Source organism: Mycobacterium sp. IDUB_5 (assembly GCF_055419565.1).
On record NZ_JBVAXX010000001.1, the window covers coordinates 925386 to 940866 of the forward strand.

Sequence of the window (15481 nt, forward strand, 5' to 3'; positions counted from 1 at the left end):
GCCCCGGGGCGAACTGCGAAAGGCTCTACCAACGCGGGCTCAGCAGCTCGAACTCCGGCTCCACGCTCCGCATGTAGCCCGTGTCGTCCCGGTCCCGGATTCCGCAGCGAAGGTACTGCTGGTGCAGTGTGTCGAGCGCGTCCTCGTCGATCTCCACACCCAGGCCGGGGCCGCAGGGCACTGGCACGGAACCGTCGACGAAGTGCAGCGCGCCGGGCTTCACCACGTCTTCTGTCTTCCACGGCCAGTGGGTGTCACAGGCATAGGTCAGGTTCGGTGTCGCACCGGCGAGGTGCACCATTGCAGCCAGGCTGATGCCCAGATGTGAGTTCGAGTGCATCGACAGACCAAGCCCGAACGTGTCGCAGATCCCCGCGAGCAGTCGTGAGCGTTGCAGCCCGCCCCAGTAGTGATGATCTGAAAGTACCACGCGGACAGAGTTTTTCGCGACAGCAGGAGCGAGCTGATCGAATGCGACCACGCACATGTTGGTGGCCAGGGGCATCGGCGCCTGCGCAGCCACCTCCGCCATGCCGTCGAGGCCCGGAGTGGGATCTTCGAGGTATTCGAGAATGCCGGCCAACCCGGATGCCACCTTCACCGCGGTCTGCGGAGTCCATGCCGCATTGGGGTCGAGCCGTAGCGGAACACCCGGGAAGGCGCGCGACAACGCCTCGATCGCCGCCATCTCCTCTTCAGGGGGGAAGACACCGCCTTTGAGTTTGATTGCGGTGAAGCCGTATTCGTCGACGATGCGGTGAGCTTGGGCGACGAGACCGTCCGGGTCGAGTGCCTCTCCGAAGCGGTCGGGCTCGGCACCGGGGTGGCCCGCCCACTTGTAGAACAGATAGGCGCTGAACGGCACGGCCTCACGGATCGCGCCGCCGAGCAGATCGCAGACAGGGCGATCGAGTGCCTGGCCCTGGACGTCGAGGCAGGCCACCTCGAACGGGGACAGCACCTGATCGACCGCACTGGCGGTGGTGATCATCCCCGCCGTACCGACCGCGGCGGTGTCGTCTCTGAGTCGATCGGCGATCTCTGCGCGCATGACGTTCAGCGCGAAGACATCCAGACCGGTGATCGCATCGGCGGCGGCATGCAATCGGCCGAGGTGGCGGGTGTCGGCGTAGGTTTCACCCAGACCGACCAAGCCTGCGTCGGTGTCCAACTGGATGATCGCCCGCAGCGCATAGGGCTGGTGCACACCCACCGTGTTGAGCAGCGGCGGATCGGCGAACGCGACGGGGGTGATGCGGGCTCCGGTGATCCGGATGGCCGGCATCAGCGTGCCTGGGCCAGCGCGTCGGCGACGACGGAGCGACCGGCTTCGACGATCGAGGCCAGCTCGGCGAGGTCGTCGGGCGTCGGCATCACCAGCGGTGGGCGCACGGCTCCGGCGGGGATGCCTGACATCGTGACACCCGCTTTGACCAGCGACACCGCATAGCCCGGCACGGTGTCGCGCAACCGCACCAGGGGAATGAAGAACGCATTGAGCAACGCGTTGGTCAGCTGCTCGTTCCCGGATTCCAGCGCGTTGTAGAACGCCAGCGCCAGATCGGGTGCGAAGGCGAACGTGGCCGACGAATACAGCGGAACGCCGATCGCTCGGAACGCCAGCTGTGTCGTCTCCGCGGTGGGCAGACCGTTGAAGAAGAGGAAATCGGGATCGACGGTCGTGGTGACGGCCTGGACGATGCGGGCGACCTGGTCGAAATTGCCCGTGCCGTCTTTGAAGCCGACCACGTTCGGGATGCGGGCGACGGCGACGGCGGATTCCTCGGTGTATCGCGCGTTGTTGCGGTTGTAGACGATGACGGGCAATTGTGCCGCCTCAGCGACGGCCCGGGTGTAGTCGACCAGACCGGCCTGCGGCACCTCCACCAGATAGGGCGGCAGAAGCAGGAGGCCATCGGCCCCGGCGTGCTCTGCTGCAACGGCGAAGCGCTTGGCCTGTGCCACGGAGCCTCCGGCGCCGGCATAGACCGGGACCCGCCCGCCGACCACGTCGACGGCCGTGCGGACGACGTCTGCGAACTCGCGGTCGTCCATGGCGTGGAATTCGCCGGTGCCGCAAGCGACGAAGACGCCGCCGGCGCCCGCATCCACACCGTGTGCGATATGGGCGGCCAGCGCATCGAAGTCGACGCTTCCGGACGTCGTGAAGGGCGTGACCGGGAAGAACAGGACGCCGCGGAAGTCAGGGCGCGAAATCGGACGCATGGGGTGGGGCTCCTCGCTCGTGAGTGGTGGGGGGTCAGTCCTGCGTGAGCCGGCCGTCGATGCGCCGCCACAGGTGCTCTGGATTGCCGTCGGAAATCGCCGGGGGTAGCAGGGATGCGGGCACGTTCTGGTAGCAGACGGGCCGCAGGAAACGTTCGATGGCCCGAGAGCCGACCGAGGTGGTGCGCGAGTCCGACGTGGCGGGCGAGGGGCCGCCGTGGACCATCGCGTGGCACACCTCGACTCCTGTCGGCCAGCCGTTGAAGAGAATGCGACCCGCCTTGAGTTCGAGCAGGGGCAGCAGGTCGGCCGCCGCCGGGTGATCGGTCTCGTCGGCGTGCACGGTGGCGGTCAGCTGACCCTCCATGCCGGCTGCCACCGCGTGCATTTCGTCGAGATCGGCGCAGCGCACGATCACGCTCGACGACCCGAAGACCTCGGCCTGCAGAGCATCGGAGGCCAGGAAAGTCGACGCGTCTGTGGTGAAAAGTGCTGCTTGGCAGGATGTTTGGTTGCTCTGTGCTTCGCCGCGTGCCACCAGTTCGGCGGCCTGTTGAAGCGATTCGACGCCCGAGGCGTAGCTCCGCGCGATGTTGGGCGTCAGCATCGGTGTCGCCGGGGCGCCGGTGAGCGCGTCGCGGGCGGCGTCGACGAAGGTCTCCAGGCCCGGGCCGTCGACACTGATGACGAGACCGGGGTTCGTGCAGAACTGTCCCGAGCCCATCGTGAGTGAGGCGACGAATGCCCGGCCGAGGTCCGCGCCGCGGTTGGCCAACGCGCCGTCGAGCAGGAAGACGGGGTTGATGGAGCTCATCTCGGCGTACACCGGGATCGGCTCGGGACGCGCAGCGGCGGCGGCAACGAGTGCTGTTCCGCCGGAACGGGACCCGGTGAATCCGACAGCCTTGATGCGCGGATCGGTGACGAGCGCGATGCCGAGGTCCGGTCCCGAGCCGAACAGCAGCGAGAACGTTCCCGCGGGCAGACCTGCCGCGGTCACGGCATCGGAGATCGCCCGGGCGACCAGTTCGGAGGTGCCGGGATGTGCGTCGTGCCCCTTGACGACGACGGGGCAGCCGGCGGCCAGTGCGGATGCGGTGTCGCCACCGGCGACCGAGAACGCCAGCGGGAAGTTCGACGCGCTGAACACGGCCACCGGGCCCAGCGGAACAGACCGCTGTCGGAGGTCGGGGCGCGGGGCGGGGGTTCGATCGGGCAGGGCGGGGTCGATACGCGCGCCATTCCAGCTACCCTCCCGCAGGACACCGGCGAAGAGCCTCAGCTGCCCGGTGGTGCGGCCGACCTCGCCGGCGATGCGTGCCTGCGGCAGCCCGGATTCGAGGACGGCGCGCGAGACCAGCGTGTCGCGAATCGCTTCGATGTTGGCGGCGACGGCCTCCAGGAACTCGGCCCGTTCCTCGGAGGTGGTGGAGCGATAGGGTCCGAACGCCTCGGCAGCGGCAGCGCAGGCGGCCTCGACATCACCGGCATCGCCGTGGAAGTACGGGGGTTCGAGCGCTCGGTCGGCGGCGGGATCATGGGCACGCACTTCGGTTCCCGATCCGCGCACAGGGGTACCGGCGATGATCATCTGGCCGGTGATACCTGTGGTGGGAGAGATCGTCGCTGTCATGCCGTCAACGGTAGGAGGCGCGTCGATGCCTGTCCAAGACCGTTTAACACTCGATTGATGCCGTAAAGGCATCGATGGGCTCGGTGCTGACCCCCGGGTCGTCGCCCGACGTCGGCTTTTCGCCCAACAAAAGCAAGGGCCGCCGTGCCGTGGTAGAAACTTTTGACCGCGATGTCCGATGTGGGCAACCGGTCGTGCGCTCGTGACATGCGCCGGGGCAGCGCCGGCAAACCTGATGTAGATCGTTTCCGAAGGACCGTCTGGCCGCAGCCGAGGAGAACACCGGTGAATGCGACACCATTCGGTCACTACCGACTCGAAAGGCTCATCGGCCAGGGCGGCATGGGTGAGGTCTACCGTGCGTACGACACGAAGACGGATCGCGTGGTGGCGCTCAAGGTCCTGCCCCACCACATGGCCGCCGATACCGTGTTCCAGCAGCGGTTCCGGCGTGAATCGCAAGCCGCCGCCGGGCTGAACGACCCACACGTGGTCCCGATCCACGGATTCGGCGAGGTCGACGGCCGCCTGTATCTGGACATGCGGCTGATCGAAGGCCGCAACCTCGGCACCATGCTGTCCGAGACCGACAAGCCGCTGGACACCGAATTCGCGGTCAGCATTGTCGAGCAGGTCGCCGAGGCCCTCGACGCCGCCCACGCGACGGGGCTGATGCATCGCGACATCAAGCCGTCCAACATCCTCATCACCAGCGGTGACTTCGTGTACCTGATCGACTTCGGGTTGGCGCGCACCGCGGGCGAGCACGGGCTGACCACCGCCGGCAGCACCCTGGGCACGCTGGCGTATATGGCGCCCGAGCGTTTCGAGGGCGGCGAGGTCGACCGGCGATCCGACATCTATGCGCTGACCTGTGTGCTGTACGAGTGCCTGACCGGCTCGCGGCCGTACCCCGCCGACAGCCTCGAGCAGCAGATCGCGGGTCACATGGTGTCGCCGCTGCCGCGGCCCTCTGACACCGACCCTCGGCTGGCCGCGTTCGACGCGGTCATCGCCGAGGGCATGGCGAAGAAGCCGGAGAAGCGCTATCAGAGTGCCGGCGAACTGGCCGCCGCGGCCCGGCGCGCGGTGAGCGCGCCCGTGACCCGGACCGGTCGCGGTTCGCGGCATGCGGCGCGACCCCGACGCCGGGTGCCGGTCAAGGCGCTCTCGGCGGCGGCCGCGGTGGTGGTGATCGCGACGGGCGCGGCCGGGCTGTGGGTGTGGGCACCGTGGCGTGACACCCCGACGACCCCGGAGAATCTGCCCGATGGCGCGGTCGCCTCGATCGCGGCGGCAGTCCCAGCCGACATTCGAGAGACGGGCCGGCTGGTGATCGGCGTCAACGTTCCGTATGCGCCGATGGAGTTCAAGAACGCCGACGGTCAACTCGCCGGTTTCGACGTGGACCTCGTGACCGCCGTCAGCCGTGTGCTCGGGCTGATCCCGGATTTCCGTGACACCCCGTTCGATTCGATCCTGCCGGGTGTCGTCGATGGCACGTTCGACATCGGTTCCTCGTCGGTCACCGACACCGCTGACCGCGAGGATCTGGTCGACTTCGTCACGTACCTGCGCGCCGGTACCCAGTGGGCGCGCCGGCCCGGCACCTCCCTGGGGCCGACGTCGGCGTGTGGCTTGAAAGTCGGTGTGGCGCAAGGAACTCTGCAGGAGACCGACGAGTTGCCCAGGAAGAGCAACGAGTGCACTGCGGCCGGTATGGCGCCGGTGGAGATCGTCGTGTTCACCAGTCAGGACGAGGTCACCGCGGCTCTACTCAAGGGCGAGGTGCAGGCGATGTCTGCCGACTCGCCTGTCACCGGATTCGCCATCAAGCTCAGCCGCGGTGACCTGGTGCCCGCCGGTGACGTGTTCGATTCCGCGCCATACGGCTGGCCGGTGAAGAAGAACTCCCCACTGGCCGAGGCGTTGCGGCAGGCGCTCGAGCAGCTGATGGACAGCGGCGAATACCGGGCCATCGCGAACATGTGGGGGGTGGAGCGCGGCATGATCGACCGCCCCGCCGTCAACGGCGCGACGAAGTGAGACGTCCGCACCGCGAATCCTCGGTGTAGATCACGTCAGCCCGGGTAGCCCCCTGTGCGGAGCAGGCCAGATGACGTGCGTGCCATCGAAAGCTGCTCATCCCCGTCCCTAGGAGAACCCGATGAATGTCTCTGACATCCCGTTCGCCATCCTGCGGCTTCAGTACCGGCTTGCGCGTGCACCATTTCAGCTGGTGGGAGACATGGTCATGCCACGCATCGGCGAGGAGGCACCCGGCCGGTTGATGTACGAACGTGCACTGGGTGCACTCGACGCCGCGGCCGGTAACGCGTTCAACGACGCAGCTCTCGAGGAGAGCGGAATCTCCCGCATCCGGCGAGCCGCGGCAATGGGTGAGGCCATGCGCCTAGACACACATGACGAACTCGCGCGCAAACGCGAAAAGGTCTCCACCGCAACGGTGTTGACCACCCGCGACGGGGATCTGGGCGACCGTGAGCAGCAGCGGCAGGGCGACCTGTCGTAGCGGCGCTGCCGCCCGATCCCGATCCCGTGGACACCCCCAGCGAGGAGCGCGCTGGGGGTGTCCCCCGGGGGAGAATCCCGCCCCTGTCCGCACTGACGTCGGCCGGCAGGAACATGAACCCGCGCGCGGATCGGTGTCGCTGCGATAGCTGTCTTCATCGCGGTCGTTCCGTCCACAGCAATCGTTGCGATCATTCAGCACTGAGAGCGATCTCGGTGGCAGCGTGACACTGGTACGCGACGTACCGAAAAGCAAATGTGATCATGAGCTGAAGTGGCCAATATGCTGATATTGCCCCTGTGACGAATTTTTGTTTAGCTGACAAGACGTGTAGATGCGCACATTCAGCTGTTGAACGACAGTAAAGACTTTATATTGACGTCTTTATCCATTTGCTGCATGAGCGTAAATGGTGCAATTTCAGAATTGCTGGTGAAAATCTATTCTCTCGGTTATACGCTCGCGATACGCCTGCCGATAGGCGTCCCGACAGCACAAGATCATCCGGGGGAACCGTTATGACCATCACATTCCGCAAAGCCCTAGTCACGTGCGGCGCCGCGTTCGCCTCCGCGGCGCTCGCCCTGTCCGGCCCGACGTCGGCATGGGCCAGTAGTACAGCGGTGATCATCGGCGGGATCGGCGCCGGCACCATGGGTGACGCGCTGATGGCGCCACTGCTGGGCGGTCAGTTCAAGGACGAGACGCGGGTGAACGTGACCTGGCCCGCCCAGGCGGGGCCCATCACGGGCGCGAACGACATGAACCTCGGAGACTCGATCGACATCGGTAAGGCCAACCTCGCCGCCGCGATCGACACCGCGCTCGGGCAGTTGTCACGTGACGCCGACGGCAACGTGATGAATGGTGAAAGGGTCACTGTCGTCGGACTGTCGGCGGGCTCGCTGGTGGTCAACGAGGTCCTGCGGGACATGGTCGCCAGTGGTCAGCTGCCGAACGCCGACGACATCGATTTCATCGTCATCGAGGACTCGAGCCGGCAGGAGTTGATCAATGACTCCGGCAAGTACAACTCCAAGCTGAATTACACCTACCAACCTGCACCGATCACCCCCTACGACGTCGTTGTCGTCACAGGCGAGTACGACGGTTTTGCCGACTTCCCGGACCTCCCCTGGAATCTGCTGGCGGTGGCGAACGCGATGGCCGGCGCGGTCGTCGTTCATGTGCCGGTGATGTACGGCAGCCTGGCCTCGGTTCCGGCGGAGAACATCACCGTCGAGACCAACGCCAAGGGGGGAACCACCACTCACTACCTCGTTCCCACCAAGACCCTGCCTCTCGTGCAATTGAATCCGAAGCTCGCGCCGCGTGAGGCCGAGCTGAAGGCGAAGATCGATGCGGGCTACAGCCGTAATGACGCGACAGTGCCGGTTCCGGCGAGATCGAGCGCTGCCGACGTGCCGCCCGTCGACGCCCCTGCAGAGCAGGCGGCTCCCACGCCCAGGTCGGTGGCTGCTGAACGGCGCGAAGCGCGTGCGGAGCGTCGGGCCGAGGTGAAGGCCGCCACGCGAGACGCTCGTGCACAGGCCAGGGCCGCGCGGGCGGCGCAGCGCGAAGAGCGCAAGGCGGCAGGCGTCGACGCGTGACCGACCCTATCCAGTAACGTCGAGAAGTGATGCGCACCAACCATATTGGCAGTTCCGACACAAAGTCTCGACGCTGCCGGTGGCTCGCCCCCCATCTGCCACCACCAGGCGGTGACCAGGCATTGTCATCTGTTCGCTGATGCTCGATCCGGCGTCGGTGGGTGGCGTCGCGAACCGGTGAACTCGACGGCGCTGCGTCGGCTCGGCCCCCGGGGTGTATGGTCGAGGGAAGGGTTGCTCAGCCGGCGAAGCGATCGAAGCTTCCGCACAGAGGCGGCACCCTCCCAATATTTGAGGACGTGCTCATGGAATCGTCTGAACTCTTTTCTCATCGTCAGACAACGCAAGAACATGCTCCGGTGTCGTCATCCGACGAGCCGGTAGAAGCCCCCGTTTTCTCCGACCTACATCCGAGGCATTCTGCTGATTCGCCACGTCGGTGAACGGCATACCGCGCGCCCGTCGCGCGTCGAAGCCGGTTCGGGTCAGTCTCGCGACCGACCGGAACGGCGTCATCGACGGGGCGTGGTGGCCTCATTCGTCGGCTATCGCTGCTGAACTCCCCGATCTGATCGGGGCGCTGCACCCCTCGCTCGGTGAGGTCGAGACCATGCAGATCAATTGGTCACCCACCGAGGGGCAACTCGACCTCGAGACCATTGCCACCGGGTCTCGCATGGCGCTGCCCGGCGGGCATCATCGGCGACCGAGGTTGATGTCCATCGTCGGTCGAGAGGCCAGCGTGAAACTGCTTGTCGTTCCGAGTATGACGTCGCAGGCCCTCGGATCGATGGTGCTGCGGGCATCCGCGGGACTGCCTCCTGTCGTCGATGCGACGAACAATCGAATCTATGAAACAGCTTGTCTCGTGGTTGGTCTCGCTCGCACCGAGAGCCTGAAGTGGCGCGAGGCCGCCAATTCGTGACAATGCGTTCGCCCGACGCGTGCTACGGTTAGGGCGGGACGCCGAATCTGGCGTTTCATCACATGAGAGAAGTTGAAAAGTATGGCACAGGGAACTGTGAAGTGGTTCAACGGCGACAAGGGCTTCGGCTTCATCGCCCCCGACGGCGGCGCAGAGGACGTGTTCGTCCACTACTCCGCGATCTCTGGCGGCGGCTACCGCTCGCTTGAAGAGAATCAGCGCGTCGAGTTCGACGTCGAGCAAGGACAGAAAGGCCCGCAGGCCGTCAATGTGACGGCCGTCTAAGCGGCACGAGCTTTCGATCGTGGGCTGGTGAGTCACACTCACCAGCCCACTTTTCGTTTCGGCACCGATTGTTCACCAGACATCAATTCGGCCAACGCTTTTCGTGCTGAAGGGCGTATGCTGAGACGACCCGGGAAATGTTGTACGCGACACTCTGAGGTCGCGTCGTCACCGGGTCGGACGGGTCCGCCACGGGCTCAGGCGGGACTGTCCCCATGACTCAGCACACCGATACTGACGATATCGATCCACTCCACCAAGGCCCTGACAGCACGCCACGCCTGCGCCTCCAGCGCAAGGGGTCCAGTAGGGGTTTCGTCGACGGAGCGTGGTGGCCACACAGCGACGACCTGAGCGCCGAATTGCCCGATCTGCTCACCGTGCTCTCGGTACGACTCGGGAGCATCGAGCGAGTCCGGTACAACCGGGCCGAATGGCTGGCGGCGCCATCCAAGATTCGCTTCGCAGATCAACTGGTGCGGCTCGACGGCTACGACAGGCACCCGGCAGGCACGCTCGGGGTGCAGGGAGGCAGGGGCGGCGAAATGCTGCTGCTCGTGATACCCGCCCAGACCGACCCCGATAGTGCACACGCCGCCATGATGGCCACCGCGGCCTCGGAGAGCGCTTCGCGCATCCGGGAACTCCTCGCGACGTGATGCCGCTGGCGAGCGGAGTTGTACAACCCCAGCGAATATCCAAAGGTAAAGGCGCACAACATTTCACACATCACTTCACGCATGGCGATCGGCTGACCATGTCTGCATCACACGCTCTGGCCATGCCGCGGCCGATACGCTTCGGCGTCCTCGGCACGTACGTCCCCACGTTGTGCGGAGTAGCCCGGTTCAGCGCCGGTTTGGCCAACGAGTTGCAATCGCTGGGCAACGACGTGGAGATCGTGCGTGTCGCCGACGGTTCTGGACGTGAATCCGAGGACACCGAGCTGGTCAGTGGTTCGGCGACCTCGATCGAGGCGTGCGCGGACCGGCTGAACGGCAACGACGTTGCGGTCATTCAACACCAGTACGGCCTCTACGGTGGCAGCCACGGCGACGAGGTGCTGTCACTCATCGAATCGCTTGACGTGCCGTCCATCGCGGTGGCTCACGAAGTTCTCGAGAACCCCACACCCCACCAGCGCTGGGTCATGGAACGCATTGCGGCGATGACGGATCGCATCGTCGTCATGTCCGCATGCGCACGAGACCGGTTGTGTCGTGACTACGGGGTCGAGCGGCGAAAGGTTGTCACGATTCCCCACGGTGGCACCGTGTTCAGCGGTCCGCGCCTCAAGCGGCCCAGCCGGCCCACGATCCTGACGTGGGGAATGCTGGCCCCCGGCAAGGGCGTCGAAAAGGTCATCGACGTGATGAGCTCGCTGCAGAGCCTCGCCGGCCGCCCGCGCTACGTTGTCGTCGGTCCGACGGACCCCCGGGAATCAGCTCTCCACGGTGACGCGTATCGGGAGGCGTGCATCGAACGGGCCCGCACCAACGGGGTCGCAGACTCCGTGTCCTTCGATCCCCGTTCGTACAACCGGGCGTCGCTGACTGCACTGATCCAGTCGGCGTCGGTGGTGGTACTTCCCTACGCCTCCACCGACCAGGTGTCGTCCGCCATCCTCGTGGAAGCCATCGCCAGCGGCCGGCCCGTCGTGGCAACGGCGTTCCCGCACGCTGTGGAGCTGCTGTCGGGTGGGGCAGGGATCCTGGTCGACCACGACGACTCCGATGCCCTGGCAACCGCACTACGCCAGATCCTGACGCAGCCGAGGTTGGCCGGAGCGCTGGCGGCCGAGGCGCGGCAACTGGCCCCCGACTTCGCGTGGTCCACGGTGGCTGCGGCCTACACGGCCCTGGGGCAGCGTCTCGTCGCCGAACGCGGCGTCGCCGAGATGGGCTCCGTTCTCTCGCAGGTCGGCAACACGCCCCACCGGCGATAGTCACCGAGTATGCGGTCGGCGGCCCGACACGTCGAATGCGTTGCGGGCGAATCTCTTTGAATGCGAGACTAGGATGCCGATGGCGGATCCGGCGTCCCGCGTACGTCACCGCATCCAGGGGCGTAATGTGAGGTCTCGAGGCCAGCTACAGGGGGGTACCAGCATCAGCCGGCAATCCTCCGCAGAACAGGGGCCACAACGCATGAATCTATCGCTGCCCACATCGGGACAACCCCGTGTCGGGCCGACAGCGCGGTAGGGGTGACGTTTCGCGAACAGCTTCTCGCCGCCGTGGACGGTCGCCGTGGCGCTGACGCCGCCGACCGGCTCTGTGAGGCGTGCGTGATGTTGCTCGACGTCGACGCTGCCGCCATCTCGCTGGTCTTCGACGGCGCTTCCACTGGCACTCTTGGCTCCAGCGGAGGTGACGCGCGTGCCTTGGACGAACTCCAGTTCACCGTCGGTGAGGGTCCGTGCCTCGAGTCGATCACGTTGTGCTCGCCGGTGATAGTGACCGATCTGGCCGATCCGGCCGAGCAGCGGTGGCCGGTCTACGGGCGGGCAATGCTCGACCTGCGGATCCGCGGCGTCTACGCGATGCCGGTGGTGGTCGCGGGTGAGTACGTGGGTGCCCTCGACCTGTTCCGGGCGGTGCCCGGCCGGCTGGCCGAAGGGCAGCTCGCCGGTGCCATCGTGGCCGCTGAACTGGCAGGCATCCCGGTGCTGGATCTTCTCGACGCGGATCTGCATGCCGCGGTCAGTGACCCGGACAGCACCGCATGGACAGAGCTGAACGCCCTGTCGCGGGCTGAGGTCAGCCAGGCCACTGGCATGCTCGTCGCTCAGCTGGGTATCGAACCTGCTGAGGCGTTGCTGCGCCTGCGCGCCCACGCCTACGCAGCCGGCCGGGCCGCCACCGAGGTGGCTCGAGACGTTCTCGAGCGCCGACTGCGGTTGGAATGACGGGCAGGCGACAGGCACCTGGATGGAGGCCAACATGACAGACACCCCGCGCGAAGAACTCGTGCTCGATGCGGTCAACTCCCTTGTCGACAGTCTGCTCGTCGACTTCGACGTGGTCGACCTTCTGACCGAACTGACCGAACGCTGCGCACACCTGCTCGACGTCGCCGCGGCCGGCTTCCTGCTCGCCGACCCCTTCGATCGATTACACCTGCTGGCGGCCACCACGCAACAGGCTCGCGATCTGGAGATCTTCCAGCTGGAGATCGACCAGGGCCCGTGTGTCGACTGCTACATGACCGGTACCGCAGTGTCGGTTGCAGCCCTGGATGCCGATGCCGAGGCGCGCTGGCCGCAGTTCGTTCCGGAAGCCGTCGCGGACGGCTTCGCGTCGGTGCACGCAGTGCCGATGCGCGCAGCGGGGATCGTTCTCGGTGCCCTCGGTCTGTTCGGCACCTCGCCCGGAGCACTCGGCCAGGCCGATCTGCTGGTGGCCCAGACGCTGGCGCACATCGCGTGCGTGACGATATTGCAGGGCCAGGCGCCGACGCCGGCGACCGTGCTGCCGCAGCTTCGGGCCGCTCTGGCCGGCCGCACCGTGGTGGAGCAAGCCAAAGGCCTGCTGCGGGAGGTGCTCGACGTCCCGGTCGAGGAGGCGTTCGCCGTGCTGCGCTCGTTCTCGCACACCAATGGCCGCCACCTCACCGATCTGGCGCGCCAGCTGATGACCGACCGCTACGCGCGACCGGTGCTGATCGCAGAGATCACCCAATTCGTCAACCCACCCGTGCATTAGCTGCGGTGGCGGGCGCGGGCCCGGCGCACGGCATCGTCCACCAGCCGCTCGGCGATCGTCACGAGCTTCACGTTCTCCTGCTGGCTCATCTGCGTCAACCGCTCGAACGCCTGATCGGCACTCGCGCCCGAACGGCTCCGGATGATCCCGATCGCCTGGTCGATCACCGCACGACTGCCGAGCGCGCGCTGCAACTGCTCGGTGCGGTTCTGGGCGGAGTGCAGCAACTGGGCGTGATAGACGGACACGGCCGCCGAGGCGGCGAACTGTACCCCGAGCACGGCGGCATGCTCGCCGAACGCGTCGCGGGACTTCGCGTAGGCGTTGATCGCGCCGATCACCTCACCCGAGACGATCAGGGGCAGCGACAGCGCTGAGTGCACGTCCATCCTGGCGACCCGCCCGCCGAAGTGTGGCCAACGATCGTCACTGCCCAGGGAGCCGCTGATGGCTACCCGGCGGGACTCCATGCAGGTCAAGCACGGCCCCTCGTGGAACTCCTCGTACTGAACCCTGTCGATGATCTCGACGAAATCCGCTGTCGCGGTGACGGCTCGGACTTCGTGATGTCCGTGCATCAGGACAGTGCTCGCGCCGTCGACGTTCGGAATCGCGATCGTCGCGAATTCCGCGACGTTGCGCAGCAATTCGGGAACAGACCGAGCGTCGGCGACCAGCTCTGCAACTCCTCGAAGGCCGGCGAGCATGTCGACATCGTCTGCATCGCGTTGTGCGGCAGACGGTTCGACGGGTACCTCGCGACCCGGCTGTATGTCGTAGTCGGCCATCCTGTCCTCGGACGCTACTCCTTTGCAGTGGGCGAGCAGAAGACCTTGGTCTCGTCAGCTGACCAGTGAGAGTGCGTGCGCCCGCCGGAGTTTGCCCGATGGGGTCTTGGGGATGGTCCCCGGTTCGAGCACCACAACGTTGCGCGGGCGAACGTCGACCTCGGCGAACACTTCGTGGGCGACCGCTCGCTCGACCCGGCGCACCTGGGCTTCATCGCGGAAGTCTTTGCATTCGACTGCTACTGCGAATGTCTCCCGCGAGAGGCCCGCGTCGAGGCGCACTGCCACCGCACAACCCGGTCGGACCCCCTCGACGCGGCCCGCGGCGCGTTCGATGTCGGTCGGGTAGATGTTGCGACCGGCCATGATGATGACGTCCTTGAGCCGCCCGCAGACAACGACTTCGCCGGTCTCGGTGACGTAGCCCAGATCGCCGGTGTCGTACCATCCTCGATCATCTTGTGCAGCGAGGAATCCCGCGACGGTGGTGTAGCCCTTCGTCACCGGGTCGCCACGGACCTCGATGACTCCGACGCCGCGGGGCGACAGCTCGCTGCCGTCCTCGTCGACCACGCGCAGCTCGAGGCCTTCGAGCGGCTTGCCCAGAGAGACCAACCGGCGGGTGTGGCCTTTGGTCGCAGGTATCGCGCGGTGCAGTACGGCCATCAGGTCGGCGTCGATCTCGTCGACGACCATGCCGCCACCGCACTGGGAAAAAGACACCGCGACGGTCGTCTCGGCCATTCCGTAGGCGGGGATGATCGCCTCGGGCCGCAGCCCGAATGGCGCGCCGGCGTCGCAGAGATCCTCGACGTCGAGGGGGTCGACCTGCTCGGCACCGGAGAGCGCCCAGCGCAGTGACGAGAGATCGAACGCTCCCGGTTCGGCCTGCCGCCGCAGCCGCTTGGCCAGCAGGGTGTAGGCAAAGTTCGGTGCAGCGGTCATCGTGCCGCGATACTTGTCGATCAGCTTGGGCCACAACAGGATATCGCTCAGGAAATCCATCGGGGTGATCTTCACCAGCTCCGCGCCGTAGTACATCGGCACGGTCAGGTAGCCCGTCATTCCCATGTCGTGGAAGCAGGGGAGCCAACTCACGATCACATCGGTGTCGACGTCGAAATCACAGCCGACGGTCATCGCCGCGGCGTTGGCGACGATGTTGGCGTGCGTGATCTGCACGGCCTTGGGCGACCCCGTCGACCCCGAGGTCAGCTGCATCAGGGCGATGCTGTCGTCGGCAGTGTCGAGCGGGTCGATCGGCGCGCAACCCAGTAGTCCCTCGATTGTCAGCACCGTCATGCCCAGCGACTCGAGGACAGGCGCGGCGGCCATGAACGGATCGGAGATCACCACGGCGCGTGCGGCGATCATCGTGATCACAGCGGTGGTCTCCTCGGCCCAGCGCACGAGATCGGTTCGCGGAGTGGGTTGATGCACCATGGTCAGGCTCGCGCCGCGCATCCAGATGCCCTGCGCGGTGGGCGCAATCTCGACGGGGGCGCCCGCCAGAACCGCGACGGCGTCGCCGGGCCCGATGCCGGCGGCGGCCAGTCCGCCGGCCACCCGGCGAGCCCGTTCGTGCACGTGCGCCCAGGTGTGGCGAACGGGTGCATGCGGTTCGCCGGTGTTCAGCCCCTTGGTGCTGGACCGGGCGTTGGAATACATCGTTTCGGTGAAAACGCTCATGACAGGCCCCTATGGCTTCACGTCTGCAGAGGACGATGAAGGGTGTGTTCGGATGGCCGGTCCGCGCGGATACCGCTGCGGGCCGCTA

General features: G+C 66.3%; 14 protein-coding genes. 9 read left to right on the plus strand and 5 right to left on the minus strand.

Annotation, left to right across the window (positions count from 1 at the left end; genetic code table 11):
• Positions 1-25 precede the first annotated feature (25 nt).
• Genes ACZY1G_RS04620 through ACZY1G_RS04630 form a run of 3 tightly spaced genes read right to left on the minus strand, consistent with a single transcriptional unit; the run spans position 26 to position 3859 of the window.
• Entirely contained in the window at positions 26-1285 is a 1260-nt protein-coding gene (locus ACZY1G_RS04620; RefSeq protein ID WP_463821715.1) for a glucarate dehydratase family protein, read from the minus strand.
• Positions 1285-2226 carry a 5-dehydro-4-deoxyglucarate dehydratase gene (locus ACZY1G_RS04625; protein ID WP_463813931.1) on the minus strand — a complete coding sequence of 314 codons (942 nt, stop codon included), beginning with the start codon at positions 2224-2226 and terminating at the stop codon, positions 1285-1287. The genes ACZY1G_RS04620 and ACZY1G_RS04625 overlap by 1 nt, the downstream gene beginning before the upstream one ends.
• 34 nt (positions 2227-2260) lie before the next feature.
• Positions 2261-3859 (minus strand): aldehyde dehydrogenase (NADP(+)), encoded by a 1599-nt coding sequence (locus tag ACZY1G_RS04630; protein ID WP_463821716.1) that lies wholly within the window; start codon positions 3857-3859, stop codon positions 2261-2263.
• Between the two features lie 285 nt (positions 3860-4144).
• On the opposite strand from ACZY1G_RS04630, the gene stpK7 reads away from it, so the two are divergent.
• The 9 genes from stpK7 to ACZY1G_RS04675 all read left to right on the plus strand — a co-directional run bounded on the left by stpK7 (position 4145) and on the right by ACZY1G_RS04675 (position 12916).
• Positions 4145-5905, plus strand: coding sequence for a serine/threonine protein kinase StpK7 (gene stpK7 / locus ACZY1G_RS04635; protein WP_463821717.1), 1761 nt, complete (start codon positions 4145-4147; stop codon positions 5903-5905).
• A 121-nt stretch (positions 5906-6026) separates the two neighbouring features.
• Positions 6027-6392 carry a hypothetical protein gene (locus ACZY1G_RS04640; RefSeq protein ID WP_463813934.1) on the plus strand — a complete coding sequence of 122 codons (366 nt, stop codon included), beginning with the start codon at positions 6027-6029 and terminating at the stop codon, positions 6390-6392.
• A 518-nt stretch (positions 6393-6910) separates the two neighbouring features.
• Positions 6911-8002: a PE-PPE domain-containing protein gene (locus ACZY1G_RS04645; protein ID WP_463821718.1), complete on the plus strand. Its 1092-nt coding sequence runs from the start codon at positions 6911-6913 to the stop codon at positions 8000-8002.
• A gap of 439 nt (positions 8003-8441) precedes the next feature.
• A complete protein-coding gene (locus ACZY1G_RS04650) occupies positions 8442-8927 on the plus strand; it encodes a DUF5994 family protein (protein ID WP_463813936.1) in 486 nt (161 codons plus the stop codon).
• Between the two features lie 81 nt (positions 8928-9008).
• Positions 9009-9212: a cold-shock protein gene (locus tag ACZY1G_RS04655; protein ID WP_046366004.1), complete on the plus strand. Its 204-nt coding sequence runs from the start codon at positions 9009-9011 to the stop codon at positions 9210-9212.
• A 215-nt stretch (positions 9213-9427) separates the two neighbouring features.
• Positions 9428-9871, plus strand: coding sequence for a DUF5994 family protein (locus ACZY1G_RS04660; protein WP_463813937.1), 444 nt, complete (start codon positions 9428-9430; stop codon positions 9869-9871).
• 122 nt (positions 9872-9993) lie between these two features.
• Positions 9994-11157 (plus strand): glycosyltransferase, encoded by a 1164-nt coding sequence (locus ACZY1G_RS04665; RefSeq protein ID WP_463821719.1) that lies wholly within the window; start codon positions 9994-9996, stop codon positions 11155-11157.
• A gap of 261 nt (positions 11158-11418) precedes the next feature.
• Positions 11419-12120: a GAF and ANTAR domain-containing protein gene (locus ACZY1G_RS04670; protein WP_463821720.1), complete on the plus strand. Its 702-nt coding sequence runs from the start codon at positions 11419-11421 to the stop codon at positions 12118-12120.
• A gap of 34 nt (positions 12121-12154) precedes the next feature.
• Positions 12155-12916 carry a GAF and ANTAR domain-containing protein gene (locus ACZY1G_RS04675; RefSeq protein WP_463813940.1) on the plus strand — a complete coding sequence of 254 codons (762 nt, stop codon included), beginning with the start codon at positions 12155-12157 and terminating at the stop codon, positions 12914-12916.
• On the opposite strand, the gene ACZY1G_RS04680 is transcribed toward ACZY1G_RS04675, so the two are convergent.
• Positions 12913-13704, minus strand: a complete 792-nt coding sequence (locus tag ACZY1G_RS04680) for a GAF and ANTAR domain-containing protein (RefSeq protein ID WP_463813941.1) — start codon at positions 13702-13704, stop codon at positions 12913-12915. The two genes, ACZY1G_RS04675 and ACZY1G_RS04680, sit on opposite strands and share 4 nt — an antisense overlap.
• 54 nt (positions 13705-13758) lie before the next feature.
• On the minus strand, positions 13759-15393 hold the full coding sequence (locus tag ACZY1G_RS04685) for a fatty acyl-AMP ligase (RefSeq protein WP_463813942.1): 1635 nt from the start codon (positions 15391-15393) through the stop codon (positions 13759-13761).
• Positions 15394-15481: the final 88 nt, after the last annotated feature.

Excerpts from the sequence above, each read along its gene's own strand:
- ACZY1G_RS04640 (WP_463813934.1), top strand. The coding sequence starts at position 6,027 with ATGAATGTCTCTGACATCCCGTTCGCCATCCTGCGGCTTCAGTACCGG.
- ACZY1G_RS04630 (WP_463821716.1), bottom strand. The coding sequence starts at position 3,859 with ATGACAGCGACGATCTCTCCCACCACAGGTATCACCGGCCAGATGATC.
- ACZY1G_RS04625 (WP_463813931.1), bottom strand. The coding sequence starts at position 2,226 with ATGCGTCCGATTTCGCGCCCTGACTTCCGCGGCGTCCTGTTCTTCCCG.
- ACZY1G_RS04665 (WP_463821719.1), top strand. The coding sequence starts at position 9,994 with ATGCCGCGGCCGATACGCTTCGGCGTCCTCGGCACGTACGTCCCCACG.
- ACZY1G_RS04655 (WP_046366004.1), top strand. The coding sequence starts at position 9,009 with ATGGCACAGGGAACTGTGAAGTGGTTCAACGGCGACAAGGGCTTCGGC.
- ACZY1G_RS04620 (WP_463821715.1), bottom strand. The coding sequence starts at position 1,285 with ATGCCGGCCATCCGGATCACCGGAGCCCGCATCACCCCCGTCGCGTTC.
- ACZY1G_RS04660 (WP_463813937.1), top strand. The coding sequence starts at position 9,428 with ATGACTCAGCACACCGATACTGACGATATCGATCCACTCCACCAAGGC.
- ACZY1G_RS04680 (WP_463813941.1), bottom strand. The coding sequence starts at position 13,704 with ATGGCCGACTACGACATACAGCCGGGTCGCGAGGTACCCGTCGAACCG.
- ACZY1G_RS04645 (WP_463821718.1), top strand. The coding sequence starts at position 6,911 with ATGACCATCACATTCCGCAAAGCCCTAGTCACGTGCGGCGCCGCGTTC.
- ACZY1G_RS04675 (WP_463813940.1), top strand. The coding sequence starts at position 12,155 with ATGACAGACACCCCGCGCGAAGAACTCGTGCTCGATGCGGTCAACTCC.
- ACZY1G_RS04685 (WP_463813942.1), bottom strand. The coding sequence starts at position 15,393 with ATGAGCGTTTTCACCGAAACGATGTATTCCAACGCCCGGTCCAGCACC.